Here is a 20,507-nt window from a genome sequence, read left to right on the forward strand (position 1 = left end):
GGCCTCACAGAAGCTCGGTGATGCCGTCGTGCTGGCGGATCTTCTTGGCCTTCATCAGGTGACCGAGCGCGCGCTTGAACGCCGCCTTGCTGATCCCGAAGGCCTGCTTGATCGCCTCCGGGTCGCTTTTGTCCGTGAACGCGATCTGGTGGTTCGGGCTGTGCTCGAGCACTGCCAGCACCATGCCCGCATCGTCGTCGATCGCCTCAAAGGCGCGCGGCTTGAGCGACAGGTTCAGCTCCCCGTCCTTGACGCCGATCACGCGGGCGTGCACGACCTCGCCGAGGCGCGGCTCCACGTCGCGTTCCGCCGGGTGAATGAAGCCGAGGTAAAAATCATCGGTCAACACGTGCGTCCCTGCCATCTTCAGCCGGTACACCGTCGCGGTGACGTCCTGGTTTTTCATCTCCGGCTTGGCGCGGTTGGCCACCGCGCGGATGATCGATTCGTCGGCGAGGCTGCCCCACAGCCGGTGCTTCTTGTCGATCATCAGCTGCACCATCAGCCGGTCGCCGCGGTTGGGCCAAAGCCGGGTGAGCTCCGGCAGCTGGTCCAGAGACACGACGATGTCCTTGTCCGGCAGGCCGATGTTGACGAAGACGCCGAGGTCGCGGCGCACCTCGACCACCGTGCCAAAGGCGTAGTGGTCGTGGCCGACCTTGGGCAGCTTCGTGGTCAGGCGGGCGTCGCCGTGGGTGTTCTCATAGGCGAAGCCGGAGACCGGGTTGCCGATGGCCGGCACCTGCTCGAACTCGGCGACGTCCACCGCCATGGTGATCCCGTCGTACTGGACGAAGACTTGCTTGTCGTTGTGGTCGGACACCGTTGCGGTGATGATTTGACCGTTAAAATTCATGGTTACTCCTTTTGTGCGCTGCACATTGGCTACAATGTTATAGAAGCGCGACGAAGACTCACTTGCCCGGAATCAGGTTGAAGACCGTCAGGATCACGTAGGTCATGCCACTGGCGATCACCGGCCCCGCCGCGATGCCGCGCAGCAGCACCACGCCGAGGATGGTGCCGAACACCAACGCGACGGTCATCTCCGGGCTTTGGGCCAGCAACCCGACGCCCTTGGCCGACAGCACCGCGACCAACACGCCCATCGCGATGGCAATCCAGCCGGCCGGGCTTTTCATCACCCGTGCCAGCTCCTTGACGCCGATGTCACCGGTCGCAATCGGCACCATGATGGCCGCCGAGATCACCGTGACCCCCCAGTTGATGCCCTGCGCCTGCAGCAGCTTCAAGAACGGGTGGAAGGCCGGCACCAGCTTGAGCACCAGCACGAAGCCGACCCCGATCAAGAGCGCCTGGTTCTTGGCCAGCGCCGCGATGGCGAGCACCACCAGTAAGAAAATCCAGCTTTCCATGTTCCGCCTCCGTGATTAGTCTTGTAACAGTGTAGCGGAGTTAACATAAAAAATCAACCGCCGTCCGCGCCGATTACGCCCTTCTCCCCACACAAAGACCCGGGTTTCACAGGCTTCGCCTGCAAAAGCCGGGTCTTCACGCGCTAATACTTGCCGTTGTCGCTGAACAGATAGTAAATCAGCATGCCGACCCCGAGCACCGCGCAGACCGCGCCGAGCACGGGAACTACCTTGCCAAACTGGGTCGTGGTCATGATGATGGCCCCACCGATGAAGAGAAAGCCACCCGCCTGCAAGTTTTTCATCCGCGACTCCTTTCGTGTTTGCTTCCATTGTACCATCCAGGCCACCGCGGAGGCGAGCGCGCGGCCGCGCCCTGGTTTCGTCGGGCTGCACCGCGCATCGCCGGATCGTCCAGCTAAGGCCGTCACTCGGACCAAAGTGCGGCCCAAGCACCAGCCTTACGCTAGCCGACCGGCTAAGTGCGCGCGGCTTCGCCCTGGTTTTCGTCGGGCTACGCAAGGCAACGCGGGAGCGTCTAGCCCCAGTTGAGTACTCGGGGCAAAGTGCGCCCCAAGCACTCGACTGTAGCTATCCGTCCCGCTAAGTGCGCCTTGCTTCGCCCTGGGCAAAAAAACAACCGCACTGCCTAGGCAGCGCGGTTGCGATTGTGGTCAGATTAAAGCGCGTTGGTTGCACCCTTGTAGATGATCCCACGACGGGAGTCCACGGTGATGACCTGGCCGTCGGTGATGGCGTCCAGGGCACCCTTGGCGCCGACAACGATCGGAATCCCCATGGCGATGCCGACAACGGCCGCGTGGCTGGTCAGCCCGCCGTTTTCAACGACGAGGGCCGCTGCGCGCTCGATGGCCGGCAGGTAGTCCTTGTCCGTGGTCTTCACAACCAGGATGTCGCCCTTTTGGGTCTTGGCGATGGCTTCCTGCGCGTTGGTGGCGATGACCGCCTTACCGACGGTGGAGTCGTCGCCGACACCGGAGCCTTCAACCAGCTTGGAGCCGATCAGCTGAACCTTCATGACGTTGGTCGTGCCGGTTTCGCCAACCGGAACACCCGCGGTGATCAGGATCAGGTCGCCTTCGGACGCGAAGCCCAGTTCCTGAGCCTTCTTGGTCGCGAGGTCGAACATGTCATCGGTGGAAGCCGGAGCCTCGGCGATGATCGGGTAAACGCCCCAGTTGATCATCAGGCCGCGCTGGGTCTTCTCGTCGAAGGTGATCGCCAGGATGTCAGCCTTTGGCCGGTACTTGGAGATCATGCGGGCCGTGAAGCCGGACTTGGTCGCGGCAACGATGGTCTTGACGCCCAGGTTGCGTGCCGTGTGGGCAACGGCCTGGCCGACGGACTCGGTGATGTTGGCGTTGGAGTAAGCCTTCAGTGCGAAGGCGTCCTGGTCCTGCATCGCCTTTTCGGTGTACTCGTCGATCCGGGCCATCGCAGCGACGGATTCAACCGGGTAGTCCCCGTTGGCGGATTCGCCGGAGAGCATCGTCGCATCGGTGCCATCGAAGACGGCGTTGGCCACGTCGTTCACTTCGGCACGGGTCGGGCGTGGGTTCTCCTGCATGGAGTCCAGCATCTGAGTCGCGGTGATAACCGGCTTGCCCAGCGCATTGCACTTCTTGATCAGGGACTTTTGAACCAGCGGCACGTGTTCGAACGGAATCTCGACACCCATGTCGCCACGGGCAACCATCAGGCCATCGGAGACCTTGATGATGTCGTCGAAGTTGTCGATGCCTTCCTGGGATTCGATCTTCGGGAAGATCTGGACGTTCAGGGCATCCTTTTCTTCCAGCAGTTCGCGAATATCCAGGACATCCTGCGGTTTACGCACGAAGGATGCGGCAATGAAGTTGATGCCGTTGTCCAGGCCGAAGCGGATGTCATCGGCATCCTTTTCGGTGATCCCAGGCAGGTTGATGGCAACGCCCGGGGCGTTGACACCCTTGCGCGAGCCGAGGAGGCCGTCGTTTTGAACGGTGGTGACCAGTTCACGGTGCGCCTCGTCCTTTTCGGTGATCAAAACGTCGATCAGCCCATCGTCAAACAGAACGTGACCGCCAACATGCGTGTCGTCGTACAGGCCCGGGTAGGTGACCGCAATCTTCTCGGGCGTGCCTTCAAGGCTGGCGTCCATGGAGATGCGAACCACATCGCCGGTGTGCATTTCGAACTTGCCGTTAGGCGTGGCCTGAACCGTGGTGCGGATTTCCGCACCCTTGGTGTCGAGCATGATGCCGACGGTCTTGCCGGTAATCTTTTCCGCCTCGTGCACCATGTTCATGCGCTCAAGGTGCTCGGCGTGATCACCGTGGGAGAAGTTGAACCGGAAAACGTTAGCCCCCGCCTCGATCAGCTTAACGATAATGTCCGTGGTGTTACTTGCAGGTCCAAGCGTGCTAACGATCTTGGTCTTTTTCATGTATGAAATCGCTCCTTTGACAATTTTTTAATGCCGACTTTAACGTCAGAATTAACAGGTTAGTAGGACAGGTCCTCTGCCAGCTTGTACAGGGAGAGTTCCGTCTCGTGCTTCGAGTTGAACAGGTCCGTCATCGCGTGGTTGACCAGCTGGTTGTTCTGGATCCCGATGGCCAGACCGCCCTTGCCCTGCATCAGCAGTTCAACGGCGTAGGCGCCCATCTTGGAGGCCAAAACGCGGTCCTTGGCCGTCGGACTGCCGCCGCGCTGGACGTGGCCCAGCACCGTGGCACGGGTCTGGAAGTCGCCGTACTGGTTGAGCTTAGCGGCGAACTCGTCGGCGTGCATGACGCCTTCGGCCAGCACGATGATCGCGTGCTTTTGGCCGCGCTCGCGGCTGGACTTCAGCTTGGCCGCAACGGCTTCAACGTCGAAGTCGTGCTCCGGGATGATGACATCGGCGGCGCCACCGGCAACGCCGGCCCACAGTGCGATGTCACCGGCGCCGCGACCCATGACCTCAACCACGAACGTGCGCTCGTGGGAGGCGGCGGTGTCGGACAGCTTGTCGATGGCATCAAGCGCGGTGTTGACCGCGGTGTCGAAGCCGATCGTGAAGTCGGTGTAAGGAATGTCGTTGTCGATCGTGCCCGGCAGGCCGATGGCGTTGTAGCCGTGCTCGGTCAGACGCAGGGCGCCGTGGTAGGAACCATCGCCGCCGATGACAACCAGGGCGTCGATGCCGAACTTGTTCAGCTGTGCAATCCCCTTGAGCTGGGTCTCTTCCTGCGCGAATTCAGGGTAACGCGCGGAGAAGAGCATCGTGCCCCCACGGGAGATCATGTCGCTGACCGTTGCGGCTTCCATCTTGAAGATGTCACCGGCAACCAGCCCTGCGAAACCGTAATTGATCCCGTAGACCTCAAGGCCTTCCGTAATCGCTTTGCGTGCAACCGCACGAACTGCGGCGTTCATGCCTGGTGCATCGCCGCCACTGGTCATAATCCCAATGCGTTTCATCATTTCACCTCATGCGTTTTCTTTTAAGGACCATAATTGCCCCCAAATACTCATCAAGCATATCACTTTTCAGAAAGAAAGTCCCGCCCTGGCCCCCATTATTGCCGTTTTTTCCTAGGGAAGTTTCACATCCTGGAGCACCGCGTTGCCCGGGCCGACCAGCCGCTCGATGCCCGCCTGCAGGTCGGCGTTCGGCGTCACCCAGTAGCGCCGGTCCAGCATCACGCTGTCGCGCGTCGCCGCGTCCACTGTGATCACCGGCGTCTGGCCGCGGCTTGATGAAAGCATTTTCAGCAAAGCGGCCTTGGCCGGTTCGGACAGGTCCGGCGCCAGGCGCAGGAACAGCCGCTGGGCCGGCAGCGCGGCCACTGCCTCCGCCGCCGGCTCGATGGCGCTGGCCAAAAGCGCGATGCCCTCGCGCGACTCGGTGCGCCCGCGCACCAGCACCACGGTGTTGGCCTCAAGCGTCGCGATGGTCGGGTAGAGCTTGGGGAAAACGGTGACGGACAGCGTGCCGCTGGCGTCCTGGCCGTCGATGAAGGCCATCTCCTGCCCCTTCTTGGTGCGGATGCGCTTGATGCGGCGCACCACCAGCACCACGGCGACGGTCTGGTTGGCCTCAAGGTCCGCCGCGGCGGTGATCGCCATGAACGGCGCAAGGGCGGTCACGTAGCGGTCCACCGGGTGCCCGGACAGGTAGACGCCGAGCACCGCGGCCTCGGCGTCCAGCCGCTCGGTCGCCGGCTGCGGCGGCACGGTGACCTTCTTCGGGGCCAGCGCCGCGAACAGCCCGACGTCGTTGCCGGCCAGGCGCACGGAGTCGATCAGCTCGCCGAGGTTGGCCAGCACCTGCGCGCGGTTGTCGTCGAAACTGTCGAACACCCCCGCGGCGACGAACGGCGCGTAGGTCTCCGGGCGCAGCCACTTGGGGTCCAGCCGCTGCATCAGGTCGCGCAGGTCGGCGAAGGGCTTGTGGCCGCGCGCCGCGATGATCGCGTCGACCAGGTCGCGCCGCACACCCTGAAGCGACAGGAAGCCGAACCGCAACCCCTTGCCCTCTAAGCGAAAGGCGCGCCCGGAGCGGTTGATGTCCGGGCCGTACACCGGCACCTTGCGGGATTTGAGCTCCTGCACGTACTGGCGCAGCTTACCGCTGTTGGCCATATTGGCGTTCATCAGCGCGGCGAAAAAGGCCGTCGGGTAGTGGGTCTTGATGTAGGCCAGCCAAAAGGCAATCTTGGAGTAGGCCACCGAGTGCGAGCGGTTGAACCCGTACTGGGCGAAGCGCTCGATGTAGGCGTAAACCGTCTCGGCGACGTCTTTGGCGTACCCTTTTTGCTGGGCACCGGCCATGAACTTCACACGCTCGGCGTCGATCACCGCCTGCTTCTTCTTGGACATCGCCCGCCGCAGCAGGTCGGCCTCGCCAAGCGACAGGCCGCCCATCACGCTGGCCACCTGCATGACCTGTTCCTGATAGACCAGGACGCCGTACGTCGGGCGCAGAATCGGCTCCAGTGCGGCCGCCGGGTAGCTGACCGGCTCCCGGCCGTTCTTGCGCGCGATGAAGACGTCGATCTGCTCCATCGGGCCCGGCCGGTACAGGGCGTTGGTCGCGACCACGTCCTCGAACTGCGTCGGCTTCATGCGCCGCAGCACCGAGCGGATGCCGTTGGACTCGAACTGGAACACGCCGTTGGTGTCGCCGCGCGCAAACAGGCGCAGCGTCGCCGCATCGTCCAGCGGAATCGCCTTGGGATCGAACGGCTGGCCCGTAATCTGGCCGATCATGCGCGCCGCACTGGCCAGGAGGCTCAGGTTGCGCAGCCCCAGGAAGTCCATCTTGAGCAGGCCGAGCGCCTCGACGTCGCCCATCGGCACCTGCGTCTGCGCGATGCCCTCCCCGCCGTCCTGCAGCGCGACCGTGTCGGTCAGCGGTTCCTGGGCGAGCACGATGCCCGCCGCGTGGGTGGAGTCGTGGCGCGGCAGGCCCTCAAGCGCAAGTGCGGTGGTGAAAAGCAGCCGGTTTTGCTCGGCGTCGCCGACCAGGTTGCGCAGCGGCAGCGACTGCTTGTAGGCCTCGCGCAGGTCGATGTGGAAGGCATTGGGAATCGCTTGGCTCCACTTGGCCGCGTCGAACTGGCTGAGGCCAAAGACCCGCGCGACGTCGCGCAAAGACTGCTTGGCCCCGAATGTGCCGAAGGTGATGATCTGCGCCATGTGGTCGCCGCCGTAGCGGTCGTGCACGTACTGAATCAGCTCGCCGCGTCGGTTGTCCGGAATGTCCAGATCAATGTCGGGCATGTTGGCGCGCGCCGGGTTCAGGAAACGCTCGAACAGCAGGTTGTACTGAATCGGGTCGACCTCGGTGATGGCCAAGGCGTAGGCCACCAGGGCGCCGGCCGCGGAGCCGCGCCCCGGGCCGGTCATGATGCCGACTTCGTGCGCGTGGTTCATCACGTCCCACACCACCAGGAAGTAGTCGGCAAAGCCCATCTTCGTGATCACGCCCAGCTCGTAGTCCAGCCGCTCAGTGTATTCCGAAGGCACCGCCGCGCCGCCAAAGCGCTCGGCCAGCCCTGCCTCCGCAAGCCGCCTGAGGTAGTCCGGCGCAGGCTCGTCGCCCGGCACCGGGTAGTGCGGCAGCTGCGGCTCGCGAAATGCGATCTCGGCATCGGCGCGCGCCGCAAGCGCCGCCAGGTTGTCAAGCGCGGCCTGCTGCCCCGCCGCCACGTACGGCTGGGCGGCCAGGTCCGGTGGCATCAGCCAGTCCGGGCCGGCGTCCTGCAGGGTCGGGTCCCGAAAGTTCAGCTGGCTGCCGTCACCGATCGCTTGCATCACCTTTTGCGTGAACGCATCCGCCGGGTCCTTGTAGCACACCCGGCTCAGCGCAAGCGGCTGGATGCCGTGCGCCGCGGCAAAATCGGGCAGCTCGGAGTTCAGATCACTCGGCTCGAGTCCCAGGTACAGGCTGGCCGGGCCCTTGGCGGCAAGCGCCGCAAAGAGGCCCTCCGCACTTTGGCCCGCGTCGCGGAAGGCCTGGCTCAGCAGGTAGCCACTAGGCACGATTGCCGCGATGCCCTCAAGGTTCGGCATCGCCTCGAGCGCAGGCGGAGTCGCCGCCAGCTTGACGGCGCTTGAAAGCCGCAGCAGCTGGTGGTACCCGGCCGTGGTTTCGGCGATCAAAACGGCCCGGGCGTCCGGCAGCGCAAGGGTCATCCCGAGCAGCGGCTTGAGCTTGGCCGCCGTCGCCTGGCGGTAGAAGTCGACCGACCCGTACATCACGTTGACATCGGTCAGGGCGATCGCGGAGAAGCCGCGTTCCCTGGCCGTGGACACAATATCGGCCACCGTGAGCGGGCCGTTGAGCAGCGTGAAGCTGCTTAGGACTTGTAAGTGCGTGAACATCATTTTGCCACCTCGCCATTATTATACCCGAACCGCCACGGCAACGCGAACAGAGGTTTGTGCCCTGCTTGGTTGCAAAATCCGACAAGCGTGTTAAGATAACTTAGAAAAGAGGGATGACTATGCGCTATATCGTAACCTTGGTCTGGGGTGCCCTTCTCGGCGCGGTCGTCGGTTTCCTGGTCAGCGCGCTGGCCGGCGGCACCTTCGACCCCAAGCTGAGCCTGATTGTCGGCGTCGTGTTCGCAGCCCTACTGCTGCTTTTGCCACCGATCATGACCTACTTCGATCCCGAAGCCAGCAAAACCAAAAAGGCGTAATCGAAAGATTGCGCCTTTTTTTGTGCCCAGGGCGAAGCCGAGCGCACTTAGCGGGACGGATGGCCTAGCCCAAGCGTTGAGGCGGTCTTGGCCTCGGCGCTTGGGCGTAGCCAGCTGCTCCCGCGTTGCTCGGCGTAGCCCGACGATCCCAGGGCGCATAAGCGCGGGCTTAGCGGGACGGATGGCCTAGCGCAGCGGCGTAGCGCCCGCATCCGCCACCCCGACCCGGCTCCACGCACCAACACCCCATAAAAACAGCGCGCCGCATCCCCTACTGGAGGTGCGGCGCGCTTGGCGTCCAATCGTTACTTGGTGATGTACACGTACAGGTCGCTGGTCGAGAAGCCGACGTTGAACTTCACGCCGTTGGACGTGATGGTCGCGATGGTGGTCGCGCTACCGTCGGCGTCCTTGGTTGCCTGGTTGAACTGCTTGAGCACCGACTTGGCGTCCGCCCCGGTGGCGCTGGTCAAAAGCGCAAAGCGGGTGCCGAAGGCCGTCTGCGCGGCCTTATCCTTGAGCGCCTTGAGCGGCACGATGTCGGTGATGCCGAGCACCTGGCCGTCCTGGACGTTCATGCGCACGGTGCCGCTTTTGTCGTCCAGCACCTGCTTGATGCCGGACACGGTGTCCGGCATCTGCTGATCCTTGGTGGCCACCTTGGCGCGCGCCATCGCCTTGGCGACGTTTTGGCGCTGCCGCTCCATGAGCGACTGCTCGGCCGGGCTCAGCTTGGTGACGTCGACGTCCTTGGCGGAGGTCGCCGCCTTCAGCTGCTTTTGGATGCTGGCCGGCAGCGCCGTGGCGATGATGGCCTGGTTGTACGCGGTCTGAACCTTCTGGTAGCTGGCGAGGGCTTTGGCCGCCCGCACGGTGACCTTGTGCGTCAGGTCGCCGGCCTTGAGCGTCACGGTCTGCTTGGTCTGCGTCATCGGCACGGTGATCACGAAGGCGTCGCTGTTGACCTTCACCGAACCCTTAACGCTCGGCGCCTGGTAGCGCACGGTTTTGGCCCCCTTGGCCTCGCCCTTAATGACCGCGACCATGCCGGTCTGCTTGTAGTTGGTCTTGGTGGTGGTCAGCGTGTCCTTTTGGCAGCCGGCGAGGGCCAGCGCGGCGAAGGCAGCGGCGCCAAGCGCCACGATGCGAGAAAAATGTGTCATCCAGATCCATCCTTTGATTGAGTTGTCCTTACCGTACCAAGCCGCGCGGCGAAACACAACCGCAACATGACTGCGTGTCACATCAGGCCAGGACGGTGAAGTTGTCGTCCGTCGTCGCCTGGATCACCGGGTTGGCCCGCAGGTAGTCGGCGATCAGCTCGGTCATGTCCTTTTGGTTCTCGCGCACGACCTTGCTGGCGTCAAACATCGCAAAATCCCCGCCGCCGGCCGCGCGGTACTGGTTGACCGTGACCTCAAGCTTTTGGTCCGGTCGAACCGGCTGACCGTGGTAGTCCAGGCGCACGACGCGCCGCCCCACCGGCTGGGAGATGTCCAGCGTGTAGTCGATGCCGTGGTACATGTCGTAGTTGTAGTGTTGGGGCTTCGGCCGGGCGAAGCGCTCGGTCACCACCAGCGTCCCGTCCGCCAGGCTGAAGTACTCGGCGTCCTGCTCAAGCGCCGCCTTCAGGTCGGCGCCGGACAGTTCAACCACCGCCAGGGTGTTGGGGTAGATGTAGTTGGTCACCACGTCGCGCATGGTGATCGCCGCGCCGAAGCCTCGACCCTCGTTGTTGAACAGTGCGGTGCCGGCGATATCGGTGCCGGTGGCGGCCATCTGCACGCGGTTGATCAGTTCGATGTACGGGTGCTCGTGCACGCGCGCGGCGAACGGATCGGTGATGCGCATGTCGCCGACGACCTGGCCCAGCGGCGCGTCCAGCCAGTCCTCGACTTCAGCGCTCGTGGCCGCGACGCTGGCCAAAACGGCCGGATCGGCCACGGCGGCCGCGGTGGACTCAAGCGCCGCTTGGCCGTCGGTGACCCGGTAGCCGGTCGCGGTCTCTTCCAACGTCAGCGTGATCACGCCGACGTCGGCGCCGCGGTAGCCCGGCTGCGTGGTCGGCACGCCGTTGACCACGCCGGCCAGCTCGCGGTGCTGGTGGCCGGTGACCAGCGCGTCGACGCCCGGGATCTGGGTCAGCGCGTAGCCAACGTTTTCCCCGGTCAAGGGTTCGGTCGGCTCGCCGGTTTCAAGGTCGCGCTCGAACCCGCCGTGGTAGGCGATCACCACGACGTCCGCGAGCGCGTGCAGCCGCGGCACCCAGGCCTTGGCCGTCTCGACGACGTCCTCGAAACTCAGGTCGCGGATGTTGTCGGCCCCTTCCCAGTGCGGGATGTAATCGGTGGTCAGCCCAAGCACCGCAATCTTGACGCCGGCCTTGTCGAACACGCGGTAAGGCGCGCCGAACGCCGGATCGCCGTGGTCCAGGATGTTGGCGCACAGCACCGGGTAGTCGAGCGTCGCCACGGCGCTTGACAGGTAGTCGCGGCCGTAGTTGAACTCGTGGTTGCCAAGGATGCCGAGGTCGTAGCCGACGGTGTTGTAGGCGGCCGTCTCAAGTTCTGGCTTGGCCGCCACGCGCGCGGCGTAGTAGGCCAGAGGCGAACCCTGAACGAAGTCGCCGTTTTCGATGGTCAGCACCGGCCCCGTGGCGGCCTGGCGCAGGCGGTCGATCACCGTCTTGGCCTTGCTCAATGAGAACGGCAGGTCCAGGTTGCGCTGCACGTAGTTGGTCGGTGTGACGAAGCCGTGGGTGTCACTGGTGGATAAAATGGTCAGTTGCATGCTAATCCTTCTTCTTTGTGGGTTGCGTCGGGGTGACCATCGCGGTCATGGCCTCGACCAGCATCTTCTGCAGCACGGCGTTGATGGCCAGGTAGACCATCGCGCTTTGGACGTTGGTGGTGTCTTGGCGGTTGACCTTGTTGATCAGGACCTCGCCGGTGAAATCGGAGTTCACCTGCTGCACCGCGCCGATGAACGCGAGGATGAAGGCGTCGAAGGCCTGCTGCTTCTCGCGGCCCTGCAGCTGATAGTCGATGCCCGCGGCGATCGTGTCCAGCGCGAACACCGGCTTGAGCATCGCGATCACCAGGATGTTGGCCAGCTGGCCGCGGTGGTACTTCTTCTTCGTGGGGCTGGTGATCACCCCTTTTTTGACGTAGTTGTTCACCATGGTCGCGGTCAGCTCGTCCAGCCCCAGCGGCGTGATGATGTCGTTGACGTACTGGACGACCTGGTCCATGTACAGGTCGAACTGCGGCAGGTCCGACCAGCGCGGCAGGTTGGCCTGGCGCAGGCGCGCGAGGTACGCGGTGAAGCCCTCTTCTTCTGGCATGGCAGCCTCCTTGATTCGTTGATACTTCCAGTATACCACGAGAGCTGGTGTTGGAAACCACCAGCGTTTGGGCAAACAAATAGCCCGGTGCAAGCACCGGACCATCTGGGTTACGCGTTAGCGTCTGACTTCTTGTTGACCACTTGGGCGCCTTTGTAGAAGCCCTTTGGAGAAACATGGTGAGAAACGCGGTATTCGCCGGTCGTTGCGTCGAATTGCAGGTTAGGCACATTCAACTTGATGTGACCGCGGCGCATACGCTTCTTGGTTTTTGAAGTTCTGCGTGCTGGAACTGCCATGAGCGGAAAACCCCTTTGTATTAGATTTCTTTTCTACTATACCGGACATCTGGGAAATTGCAAGGCAAAATCCCTGCCCGATGCCTTGGGTAGCGGACTACCACAGCACCACCTATCTTACTAGAAACCGGCCGTCAAGGCAAGACCTTAACAGCAAATTTTCGCCGCGGCGCGGTTTCACGCCGTCCGACGACTAGTAGAATCTGACAATCCGGGCTCCGGCCCGGACGCGCCACTACTTACGGCTCCGGTCCGGGGCGGCGGAACGCGTGGGGCTCTCCTGAGCCCAAAGTGCGGTCTCAGGACCCGCCCTTGCACTAAGCCAGCAAAATTCGCCGGCTAAGTGCAATCTCACGCTGGCTCGCCCCGGCCCTTCGCCTCCAGCAGTGGTGCGTCCGGGCCTCCGCCCTACATAGTGGAAATTCCAGAGATTGTGAAATGCTAGAAAATTACAGACCGTCTGGTATATTCGAAGAGCAGCCGCCCTTAGCTAGCCGCGCCCGCGTTGCCTTGCGGAGCCCGACGACGCCCAGGGCGGCGAAATCCCGCTACTCGGCCGTCGGCTTGCTGGCAAACGTCAGCAGCCCGTCTTGGACTCCGACGGTGACGGTGCTCTGCGGCGCCACCGTGCCGGCGATCAGCTCGCGGGCCAAAGGCGTCTCCACCACGATGGTGATCAGCCGCTGCAGCGGCCGCGCGCCGTACGCCGGCTGGTAGCCCTTGTGCGCCAACCACTCCTGCGCCGCCGGGGTGACGTCCAGGGTGATGTCCTGGGCGGCCAGGCGCGCGCCGAGCTGTGCGAGATCCTTGACCGCAATTTTTTCGACGTCGGCCAGGGTCAGCGGGTCGAACATCATGATGTCGTCGATGCGGTTCAAAAACTCCGGCTTGAAATGGCCGCGGATCAGCTGCATCACCTGGTCGTGCACGGCTGTGGTGATGTGGCCGCCGTCTTCGGCACCGTCGAGCAGAAGTTCCGAGCCGAGGTTGGAGGTCATGATGATGATGGTGTTCTTGAAGTCGACGGTGCGGCCCTGGCTGTCGGTCAGGCGGCCATCGTCCAGCACCTGAAGCAGGATGTTGAACACGTCCGGGTGCGCCTTTTCGATTTCGTCCAGCAGCACGATGGTGTACGGGTTGCGCCGCACCGCCTCGGTCAGCTGGCCGCCCTCCTCGTAGCCGACGTATCCTGGGGCCGCGCCGACCAGGCGGGAGACGGAGATCTTGTCCATGTACTCGGACATGTCCAGGCGCACCATGTGCTTTTCGGAGTCAAACAGCGCGTCGGCCAGCGCCTTGGCGAGCTCGGTCTTCCCCACGCCGGTCGGGCCAAGGAACATGAAGCTGGCCAGCGGCCGGCTCGGGTCCTGCAGGCCGGCCCGTGAGCGCAGCACAGCGTCGGCCACCGCGCTGACGGCGGCGTCTTGGCCGATCACGCGCTGGTGCAAATGGTCGGCTAGGTGCAACAGCTTGGCGCGGTCGCCCTCGACCAGCTTGGCCACGGGAATCCCGGTTTGACGCGAGATCACCGCGGCGATTTCGTTTTCCGTCACGGATTCCTGGACCAGCCACTCGTCCGGACGGTCGGCCTGCTCCATGTCGGCCAGCTCCTTTTCAAGGGCCGGAATGGTGCCGTGCTGCAGCCGCGCGGCCGCCTCCAGGTCGTACTTGGCCTGGGCGTCCTCCAGCTGGTGCTTGGCTTGGTCGATCTCCGCCTTCTTGGCGTTGACCGCGCTGATGTCGGCCTTTTCCGCCGCCCACTGGGCCTTGAGCTTGTTGGTCTCCTCCTTGAGGTCGGCCAGCTCACCCTGCAGCTGCGCCAGGCGCTTGACCGAGCCCGCGTCGGTTTCCTTGCTCAGGGCCTGCGCCTCGATCTCCAGCTGCAGCTTGCGGCGCTCGGCCACGTCCAGCTCTGTCGGGCGCGAGTTCATCTCGACGTTGATGTTGGCGCTGGCCTCGTCGACCAGGTCGATCGCCTTGTCCGGCAGGAAGCGGTCGGTGATGTAGCGGTTGGACAGCGTCGCCGCGGCGACCAGCGCGGAGTCGTGGATGCGCACGCCGTGGAAAATCTCGAAGCGCTCCTTGAGGCCGCGCAGAATCGAGATGGTGTCCGCCACCGTCGGCTCCTGCACCAGCACGCGCTGGAAGCGGCGCTCCAGGGCCTTGTCCTTTTCGATGTTTTCGCGGTACTCGTCCAAAGTGGTCGCGCCGATCAGGTGCAGCTCGCCGCGCGCCAGCATCGGCTTGAGCAGGTTGCCGGCGTCCATGGCGCCCTCCGCCTTGCCCGCGCCGACGATGGTGTGAATCTCGTCGATGAACAGGATGATCTGGCCTTCGCTGGACTTGACCTCCTTGAGCACCGCCTTGAGCCGCTCCTCGAACTCGCCGCGGTACTTCGCGCCAGCGAGCAGGCTGCCCATGTCGAGGCTGATGATGGTCTTGTTCTTCAGGTTATCCGGCACGTCCTGGCGCACGATGCGCTGGGCCAGGCCCTCGACGATCGCCGTCTTGCCGACACCGGGCTCACCGATCAGCACCGGGTTGTTCTTGGTCTTGCGCGATAGGATGCGAATCACGTTGCGAATCTCCTCGTCGCGCCCGATGATCGGATCCATCTTGCCGCCGCGCGCCTCCTTGACGAGGTCCGTGCCGTACTTCTTCAGGCTCTGGTAGGTGTTTTCCGCGTTCTTGCTGGTGACCTTGGCGCCGCCGCGCACCTTTTCCACCGCCTTTTGCAGCGCGGCCTGCGTCAGCCCGCCGGCCGTCAGGAACTTGGTGATCGGCAGATACTTCTGGTCAAAAAGCGCTAGCAAAATGGCCTCGGTGGCGATGTAGGTGTCGCCGAGTCGTTGCTGGACCTTGCCGGCGTCTTGAAGCAGCTGGTACAGCGACTGGCTCAGGGACTGCCCATAGCTTGTCGCCCCCTCCACCACCGGCAGATCGTCCAGCGCCTTGTCGATGGTCGCGGTCAGCCCGTCGATGTTCACCCCGGCGTCCTGCAGCAGCGTGGTGGCAAAGGCGTTGGGCTGGATCAGCGCCTTCATCAGGTGCGCGACGTCAACCTCCTGGTGGCGCCGAACGCTTGCAATCTGCTGGGCCTGGCTCAGGGCCTCCGTCACGGTTTGGGTCAAATTATCTGGATTCATGTGGTTGTCCTCCTTCTGACGCGCCGGCAATCCGGCGTTCTGGCTCCCCTTGTATGATACACGCATGGCACAGGGCGCCGCTACAGGGACATCTTACCAATGTGCCATTGGTCAGTAAAGGTCAAATCGTGTTTGACGGCCAAAATCGGTCGCAGGACTGACTTGTGGCGCCAGGGTACCGACCACCGACAGTCCTGGCCAGGTAGCCGCTTTGCGCCGGCGGCAAGCCGGAAGCCCTCCCCCCCACCTGCCGGTTCACGCCGCCGCAGGGCCAGTCCCGCAAGACAGCAAAACCGGCGCGCCCCTCCGAATGGAAAGAGCGCGCCGGTTTGGGTGGCGCGCACGACACGCAGGAAGACTCCCCCGGCCGGTGCAATGTTGTGCCTACTTGGTGCCCGGTGCCGGCTGGTGGCCGGCAGCCGGTGCGGCCGCCTCGAGCTGGCGCTTGAGTGCGGCGATTTCCGCTGTCTGCTCCTTGGTCGCCGCCTCAACCGCGGCTTCAACCTTGGCCTCAACCTTGGTTTCGAGTTCCTGGTTGGCCTTGGTCAGGGTCGCCATCTCCTTGCGAGTCTTGGTGATGGCCGCGGTGGAGACCAGAAGTGTCACCAGGGCGCCGAGCAGCAGGCAGACCACAATCACGACGATCAGCGGCCACTTGAAGGCGGCGCCGAAGAAGTTGACGGCCACCGGCTGGCCGTTGAGCAGGGCGAAGATGATCACGATCAGGGCGATCACCAGGCCGACGATGAGGCGTTGTTGATTTTTCACGGCGCGTACCTACTTTCGGTTGAATAGACTGCCGGCGAGCAAGTCACCGACGTGCGGGGCCAGGGTGTAAAACGTCGCGGCGACGCTCATCAGAGCCGGCGCGTTGATCTCGCGCACCGGGCGGTTGAAGGCGCCGACGATGCGGGCGGCCAGCTTCTCCGGGTTGAGCACAATCCAGTTGACCCGCGCCAGGTAGGCATTGGCCTGCGCGACGTCGAAGAACGCCGTGTCGATGGGGCCCGGGCAGACCGTGGTCACGCGCACGCAGAATGGCCGAAGCTCAAGGCGCAGGCCGTTGGAGTAGCCGACCACCGCGAACTTGGTGGCCGAGTACACCGCGGACTTGGGGGTGGCCATCTTCCCCGCCATGCTGGCGATGTTGATGATGTGGCCGCGCCGGCGCTCGATCATGCCGCACCCGATCAGCTGGGTCATGTACATGGTGCCCAGCACGTTGACGCGCATCATTCGCTCCACCAGGGCCATGTCGGTGTCCAGCGCGTCCTCGAAGTGGCCGAAGCCCGCGGCGTTGACCAGCACGTCGACCGGCCCGACCTCGCGCGCGATGCGGTTGACCACGGCCTCGATGGCGACGGGATCGGCCACGTCGCAGACATAGGCGTAGGCAGGCTGGCCGGACAGCGCGGTGGCTTTGGCCTGCGCGGCGACGAGCTTGTCGCGCCGGCGGGCCAGGAAGACGACGGTGGCGCCGCGCTTGGCGGCGGCCAGGCCGACGGCGCGGCCGAGGCCGCTGGAGCCGCCGGTGACGACGACAATCTGGTGTTTCAAGTCTCTCATGTCACTGCTCCTTTGCAAAGGGAATGTCGATGGTCTCCAGATCGTGCACCACGTGCGTGCGCGGGAAAATGCGCTGGGCGCTTTTTTGCAGCTGCTGGGCGGCGGCGCCGACGTAGCGCGCCGAGATGTGGTTCAACAGCAGGCGCGAGACGCCGGCCTCCTTGGCGATTTTGGCCGCCTGGAGGTTGGTCGCGTGGTAGTACTGGCGCGCCAGCTGGCTCTCGTCGGGGCCAAAGGTCGCCTCGTGCACCAGCACCGTTGCGCCTTGGGCCAGGGCCTGCGTGGCCGCTGTGGCCCGCGTGTCGCCGCAGATCACCACGGTGCGGCCGGGCTGGTCGGGGCCGATGAAGTCGCGGCCGTCGAACGTGCGACCGTCCGGCAGCGTGATGGTCTGCCCCGCCTTGAGCCTGCCGTACAGCGGGCCGTTGGGGATGCCAGCATCGCGCACCTTGTCGATCAGCAGCTCGCCTAGGTGCGGCTTTTCCTCGACCCGGTAGCCGAAACTCGGCACGCGGTGGCTGAGCGCCGCGAAGCTCACCTTGAAGGTCGCGTCCTCGAACACCGTGCCCGGCGTCTCCAGCAGCCCGAAGCTGAGCTTATACGGCAGCCTGGTCTGCGTCACCTGCAGGCTGGTGCGCACGAAGCGCTCGATGCCCGCCGGCCCGTAGATGGTCAGCGGTTCCTCCCCGCCTTGGTTGGCCCGGCTGGCCAAAAAGCCCGGCAGGCCGAAGATGTGATCGCCGTGCAGGTGGGTGATGAAAATTTTGGTCACCTTGCGCGGCCGGATGTTGGTCTTCAGAATCTGGTGCTGGGTGCCCTCACCGCAGTCGAACAGCCAGACCTCGTTGCGCTCGTCCAAGAGCTTCAGCGCCAGGCTGGACACGTTGCGGGTCTTGGACGGTGACCCCGCGCCGGTTCCTAAAAATAAAAGTTCCATTGGCTTCTTCCTATCTATGCACCGCGGTGCAGACTACTGATTAGTTTACCACAAAACCCTTCTGCAATGCGCGGTCGCTTGAAGCAGGCACGGCGCTGTCGCACGCGTCACCCCTGTCCCTGACCGCCGGCCCATCGCCCATCCTTACGCTAGCCGGTGGCCGAAACCCGCGGTTCTCCGCCCTGGTCGTCGGACTCCGAACCGCAACGCGGAAGCGGCTAGCCACGCGAGGCGCCTCGGGCCAAAGTGCGGCCCAATGCCCTCGCTGAGCTACCCGTCCCGCTAAATGCGCGGTTCTCCGCCCTGGTTGTCCGGCTCCAAACCGCAACGCGGAAACGGCTAGCCACGCGAGGCGCCTCGGGCCAAAGTGCGGCCCAATGCCCTCGCGGAGCTACCCGTCCCGCTAAATGCGCGGTTCTCCGCCCTGATCGTCGGGCTCCGAATCGCAACGGCCACTCGTCTAGCTGAGGATGGTCACCGGGCCAAAGACCGGCCCAATGCCCATCCTTACGCTAGCCGGTGGCCGAAACCCGCGGTTCTCCGCCCTGGTATCAAAAAAGCGCGAGGCGTCCGCCTCGCGCTGTGCCGCGGTCACTAGCCCGCGGCGGGTGTCTTCAGGTGTGCCATGATCTCTCGGGTCACGAACGCAACGTAGTACTTGGCGCCTTCGGGGTTCGGGTGGACCAGGTCGTCGTAGAACCAGTCGCGATGACCCTGGCAGTAGCGCTGCCAGTCGATCACGGTCAGATTCGGGTACTGCTTGGTCGCCCCGGCCAGCGTCCCGTTGACGCTGTTTTGCCACGGCCGCGTCGGCACGTGCACATTGATCCAGAAAACCTGGCGTGTGCTGCCGATGGCCCGCATCATCTCCCCCATCTGGGTGGTGGTGAACGAGCCGTTGGTGCCCAGCCCAATCACGACGACGTTGGCCAGCGCCCCGGTGCGGGCGTAGCTCTTGACGATGTCCACGCTCTTGTAAAGCTGGCGGGACACGCTGGCATCGACGAAGGCCTTGGGCATCAGCTTCTGCAGGCCCGGCTTGGCGTCGAGCATGACGGAGTCGCCGACGGCCGTCAGGGTCACGCCCTGCGCCTTGGTCAGCGCGTCCTGGCTGATGCCGTAGCGCACATAATCGGCGTTCACGCCGGGCTTGGTGCTGCTGGCGCTTGAGCTTGACTTGGTACTGCTGCTGGCGGCCTTCGCGCTGCTGCTGGCACTGCTGCTCTTGGCACTGCTACTCTTGGCACTTGAGCTCTTGGCGCTTTCGGCGCTCGAGCTCTTGGCGGCCGCGGCCGCCTTCTTCGCCGCCGCGACGCGCTTTCTGGCCGCCGCGAGCTCCTTATCGTGCTGCGCCTTGTCGTCCTGGTTGGCGCGCAGCTTCTTGGCGACCGCCGAGTCGTTGGCGGTGTCCTTGACGCCGGGCGCCATCACCAGGCCGACCGTGCCGAGCGCGAGGATCACCGCGGCCACACCGCAGACGATGCGGGTGCGCCGCAGCGCTTGGCTCCGGTCGAACAGCGCGCGCACGCTGGCCGCGAGCTTGCGGTAGTCGTAGTGCGCCAGCGGCTGCTCGATGAAGCGGTACGACAGCTCCGAGATGCCCAGGATCAGCAGCACCTCGAGCACCGGGTACAGCACCGGATGGTCGGCGATGTTCTTGAACCCGTTTTCCCAAAAAATCATCACCGGAAACTGGTACAGGTAGATGCCGTAGCTGCGCGAGCCGACCCAGTGGAACACCGGGTTGCTCAGGAGCTTGCCCCAGATGGTGGCCGGCGAGGCGACGACGGCCACCAGGAGCACCGTTGCCACTGTGAAGCCAAACATCCCCCCGAGGTAGGCCGCGCGCCCGTCCGCGTCGAGGCTGAGCATCCCCCAGACCATCGCCAGAACGGCCGCGGTGCCGACCAGGTCGAGCGCCGCTGCGGCGCGACGGTTGAGGTGTCGCGCCAGCTTCGTGCTCGGCCAGATGAAGGCCAGGGCCGCGCCGAGCATCAGCCCGAACAGCCGCGTGTCGGTGCCGTAGTACAGGCGACTGGGATCACCGGTCGGGTGCACCAGCGCCAGGATGGTCATCCACAGGCCGCTCAGGACCGCGATGCCGAGCGTCACCTGGAAGCGGCGCTCGGGCTTTTTGACCAGCTTGACCAAAAGCAGGAACAGCAGCGGCCACAGCAGGTAGAACTGACCCTCGATGGACAGCGTCCACAGGTGGACGAACGGCGACTCGTTGTTGGCGAAGCGCGCGAAGTAGGACTGGCCGTTGAAAATCTGCCACCAGTTGTACGTGAAGGTCAGGTTGGTCAGGACGATTTTGTGAAAATTCAGCAACAGGTCCCGGCTGAACAGGACCATGTAGGCGCCGGTACCGAACAGCACCGCGACCAGCCCCGGGTAGAGCCGCCGCGCGCGCCGCGCCCAGAAATTCGGCAGCGTCAGGCCCTGCCCCGCGTCGCTGGCGCGGATGAAGCCGTCGGTGATCAGGTACCCCGAGATGGTCATGAAGATCAAGACCCCGAGGTAGCCGCCGCGAAACAGCTCCGGGCGCAGGTGGTAAAGGATGACCCCGATCACCCCGAGCGTCCGCAAGCCGTCGAAGCCGCCGATGTAGCGATGTTTACTCTGCCCCATGTGGCTGCCTCCCACT

General features: G+C 64.2%; 16 protein-coding genes. 1 reads left to right on the top strand and 15 read right to left on the bottom strand.

Annotated elements, in window-relative coordinates; all coding sequences use genetic code 11:
* Positions 1-4: 4 nt before the first annotated feature.
* The 6 genes from LE416_RS04550 to LE416_RS04575 all read right to left on the bottom strand — a co-directional run bounded on the left by LE416_RS04550 (position 5) and on the right by LE416_RS04575 (position 8,252).
* The gene (locus LE416_RS04550) at positions 5-856 is read right to left on the bottom strand and encodes a S1-like domain-containing RNA-binding protein (protein WP_225047300.1); all 852 of its coding nucleotides are present in this window, start codon (positions 854-856) and stop codon (positions 5-7) included.
* A 58-nt stretch (positions 857-914) separates the two neighbouring features.
* On the bottom strand, positions 915-1,376 hold the full coding sequence (locus LE416_RS04555) for a DUF441 domain-containing protein (protein ID WP_225047301.1): 462 nt from the start codon (positions 1,374-1,376) through the stop codon (positions 915-917).
* A gap of 143 nt (positions 1,377-1,519) precedes the next feature.
* Complete coding sequence (locus LE416_RS04560) at positions 1,520-1,681, bottom strand: hypothetical protein (protein WP_225047302.1); 162 nt, start codon at positions 1,679-1,681, stop codon at positions 1,520-1,522.
* A gap of 374 nt (positions 1,682-2,055) precedes the next feature.
* Entirely contained in the window at positions 2,056-3,822 is a 1,767-nt protein-coding gene (pyk, locus tag LE416_RS04565; RefSeq protein ID WP_225047303.1) for a pyruvate kinase, read from the bottom strand.
* 59 nt (positions 3,823-3,881) lie between these two features.
* Positions 3,882-4,841, bottom strand: a complete 960-nt coding sequence (pfkA, locus tag LE416_RS04570) for a 6-phosphofructokinase (protein WP_225047840.1) — start codon at positions 4,839-4,841, stop codon at positions 3,882-3,884.
* Positions 4,842-4,955: 114 nt separating this feature from the next.
* On the bottom strand, positions 4,956-8,252 hold the full coding sequence (locus LE416_RS04575; RefSeq protein WP_225047304.1) for a DNA polymerase III subunit alpha: 3,297 nt from the start codon (positions 8,250-8,252) through the stop codon (positions 4,956-4,958).
* A 119-nt stretch (positions 8,253-8,371) separates the two neighbouring features.
* Here LE416_RS04575 and LE416_RS04580 point away from each other — a divergent pair, with 119 nt between their 5' ends.
* Entirely contained in the window at positions 8,372-8,569 is a 198-nt protein-coding gene (locus LE416_RS04580) for a YjzD family protein (protein WP_225047305.1), read from the top strand.
* 305 nt (positions 8,570-8,874) lie between these two features.
* Here LE416_RS04580 and LE416_RS04585 read toward each other — a convergent pair whose 3' ends face one another.
* The 9 genes from LE416_RS04585 to LE416_RS04625 all read right to left on the bottom strand — a co-directional run bounded on the left by LE416_RS04585 (position 8,875) and on the right by LE416_RS04625 (position 20,491).
* Entirely contained in the window at positions 8,875-9,732 is an 858-nt protein-coding gene (locus LE416_RS04585; protein ID WP_225047306.1) for a hypothetical protein, read from the bottom strand.
* 82 nt (positions 9,733-9,814) lie between these two features.
* Entirely contained in the window at positions 9,815-11,359 is a 1,545-nt protein-coding gene (locus LE416_RS04590) for a bifunctional metallophosphatase/5'-nucleotidase (RefSeq protein WP_225047307.1), read from the bottom strand.
* Between the two features lies 1 nt (position 11,360).
* Positions 11,361-11,912, bottom strand: a complete 552-nt coding sequence (locus LE416_RS04595) for a DUF1836 domain-containing protein (RefSeq protein WP_225047308.1) — start codon at positions 11,910-11,912, stop codon at positions 11,361-11,363.
* Positions 11,913-12,022: 110 nt separating this feature from the next.
* The gene (gene rpmF / locus LE416_RS04600; protein WP_225047309.1) at positions 12,023-12,211 is read right to left on the bottom strand and encodes a 50S ribosomal protein L32; all 189 of its coding nucleotides are present in this window, start codon (positions 12,209-12,211) and stop codon (positions 12,023-12,025) included.
* Between the two features lie 548 nt (positions 12,212-12,759).
* Complete coding sequence (clpB, locus tag LE416_RS04605) at positions 12,760-15,357, bottom strand: ATP-dependent chaperone ClpB (RefSeq protein ID WP_225047310.1); 2,598 nt, start codon at positions 15,355-15,357, stop codon at positions 12,760-12,762.
* Between the two features lie 384 nt (positions 15,358-15,741).
* Positions 15,742-16,125 carry a LapA family protein gene (locus tag LE416_RS04610; RefSeq protein ID WP_225047311.1) on the bottom strand — a complete coding sequence of 128 codons (384 nt, stop codon included), beginning with the start codon at positions 16,123-16,125 and terminating at the stop codon, positions 15,742-15,744.
* A 9-nt stretch (positions 16,126-16,134) separates the two neighbouring features.
* Entirely contained in the window at positions 16,135-16,923 is a 789-nt protein-coding gene (locus LE416_RS04615; protein ID WP_225047312.1) for an SDR family NAD(P)-dependent oxidoreductase, read from the bottom strand.
* Position 16,924: 1 nt separating this feature from the next.
* Positions 16,925-17,860: a ribonuclease Z gene (rnz, locus tag LE416_RS04620; protein WP_225047313.1), complete on the bottom strand. Its 936-nt coding sequence runs from the start codon at positions 17,858-17,860 to the stop codon at positions 16,925-16,927.
* A gap of 594 nt (positions 17,861-18,454) precedes the next feature.
* Complete coding sequence (locus LE416_RS04625) at positions 18,455-20,491, bottom strand: acyltransferase family protein (RefSeq protein WP_225047314.1); 2,037 nt, start codon at positions 20,489-20,491, stop codon at positions 18,455-18,457.
* Between the last annotated feature and the right edge of the window lie 16 nt (positions 20,492-20,507).

The organism is Lacticaseibacillus kribbianus (assembly GCF_020180945.1).
Taxonomy (GTDB): Bacteria; Bacillota; Bacilli; order Lactobacillales; family Lactobacillaceae; genus Lacticaseibacillus; species Lacticaseibacillus kribbianus.

What these genes read in the sequence shown, in the direction of transcription:
- LE416_RS04550 (WP_225047300.1), bottom strand. Translation starts at nt 856, where the DNA reads ATGAATTTTAACGGTCAAATCATCACCGCAACGGTGTCCGACCACAAC.
- LE416_RS04555 (WP_225047301.1), bottom strand. Translation starts at nt 1,376, where the DNA reads ATGGAAAGCTGGATTTTCTTACTGGTGGTGCTCGCCATCGCGGCGCTG.
- LE416_RS04560 (WP_225047302.1), bottom strand. Translation starts at nt 1,681, where the DNA reads ATGAAAAACTTGCAGGCGGGTGGCTTTCTCTTCATCGGTGGGGCCATC.
- pyk (WP_225047303.1), bottom strand. Translation starts at nt 3,822, where the DNA reads ATGAAAAAGACCAAGATCGTTAGCACGCTTGGACCTGCAAGTAACACC.
- pfkA (WP_225047840.1), bottom strand. Translation starts at nt 4,841, where the DNA reads ATGAAACGCATTGGGATTATGACCAGTGGCGGCGATGCACCAGGCATG.
- LE416_RS04575 (WP_225047304.1), bottom strand. Translation starts at nt 8,252, where the DNA reads ATGATGTTCACGCACTTACAAGTCCTAAGCAGCTTCACGCTGCTCAAC.
- LE416_RS04580 (WP_225047305.1), top strand. Translation starts at nt 8,372, where the DNA reads ATGCGCTATATCGTAACCTTGGTCTGGGGTGCCCTTCTCGGCGCGGTC.
- LE416_RS04585 (WP_225047306.1), bottom strand. Translation starts at nt 9,732, where the DNA reads ATGACACATTTTTCTCGCATCGTGGCGCTTGGCGCCGCTGCCTTCGCC.
- LE416_RS04590 (WP_225047307.1), bottom strand. Translation starts at nt 11,359, where the DNA reads ATGCAACTGACCATTTTATCCACCAGTGACACCCACGGCTTCGTCACA.
- LE416_RS04595 (WP_225047308.1), bottom strand. Translation starts at nt 11,912, where the DNA reads ATGCCAGAAGAAGAGGGCTTCACCGCGTACCTCGCGCGCCTGCGCCAG.
- rpmF (WP_225047309.1), bottom strand. Translation starts at nt 12,211, where the DNA reads ATGGCAGTTCCAGCACGCAGAACTTCAAAAACCAAGAAGCGTATGCGC.
- clpB (WP_225047310.1), bottom strand. Translation starts at nt 15,357, where the DNA reads ATGAATCCAGATAATTTGACCCAAACCGTGACGGAGGCCCTGAGCCAG.
- LE416_RS04615 (WP_225047312.1), bottom strand. Translation starts at nt 16,923, where the DNA reads ATGAGAGACTTGAAACACCAGATTGTCGTCGTCACCGGCGGCTCCAGC.
- rnz (WP_225047313.1), bottom strand. Translation starts at nt 17,860, where the DNA reads ATGGAACTTTTATTTTTAGGAACCGGCGCGGGGTCACCGTCCAAGACC.
- LE416_RS04625 (WP_225047314.1), bottom strand. Translation starts at nt 20,491, where the DNA reads ATGGGGCAGAGTAAACATCGCTACATCGGCGGCTTCGACGGCTTGCGG.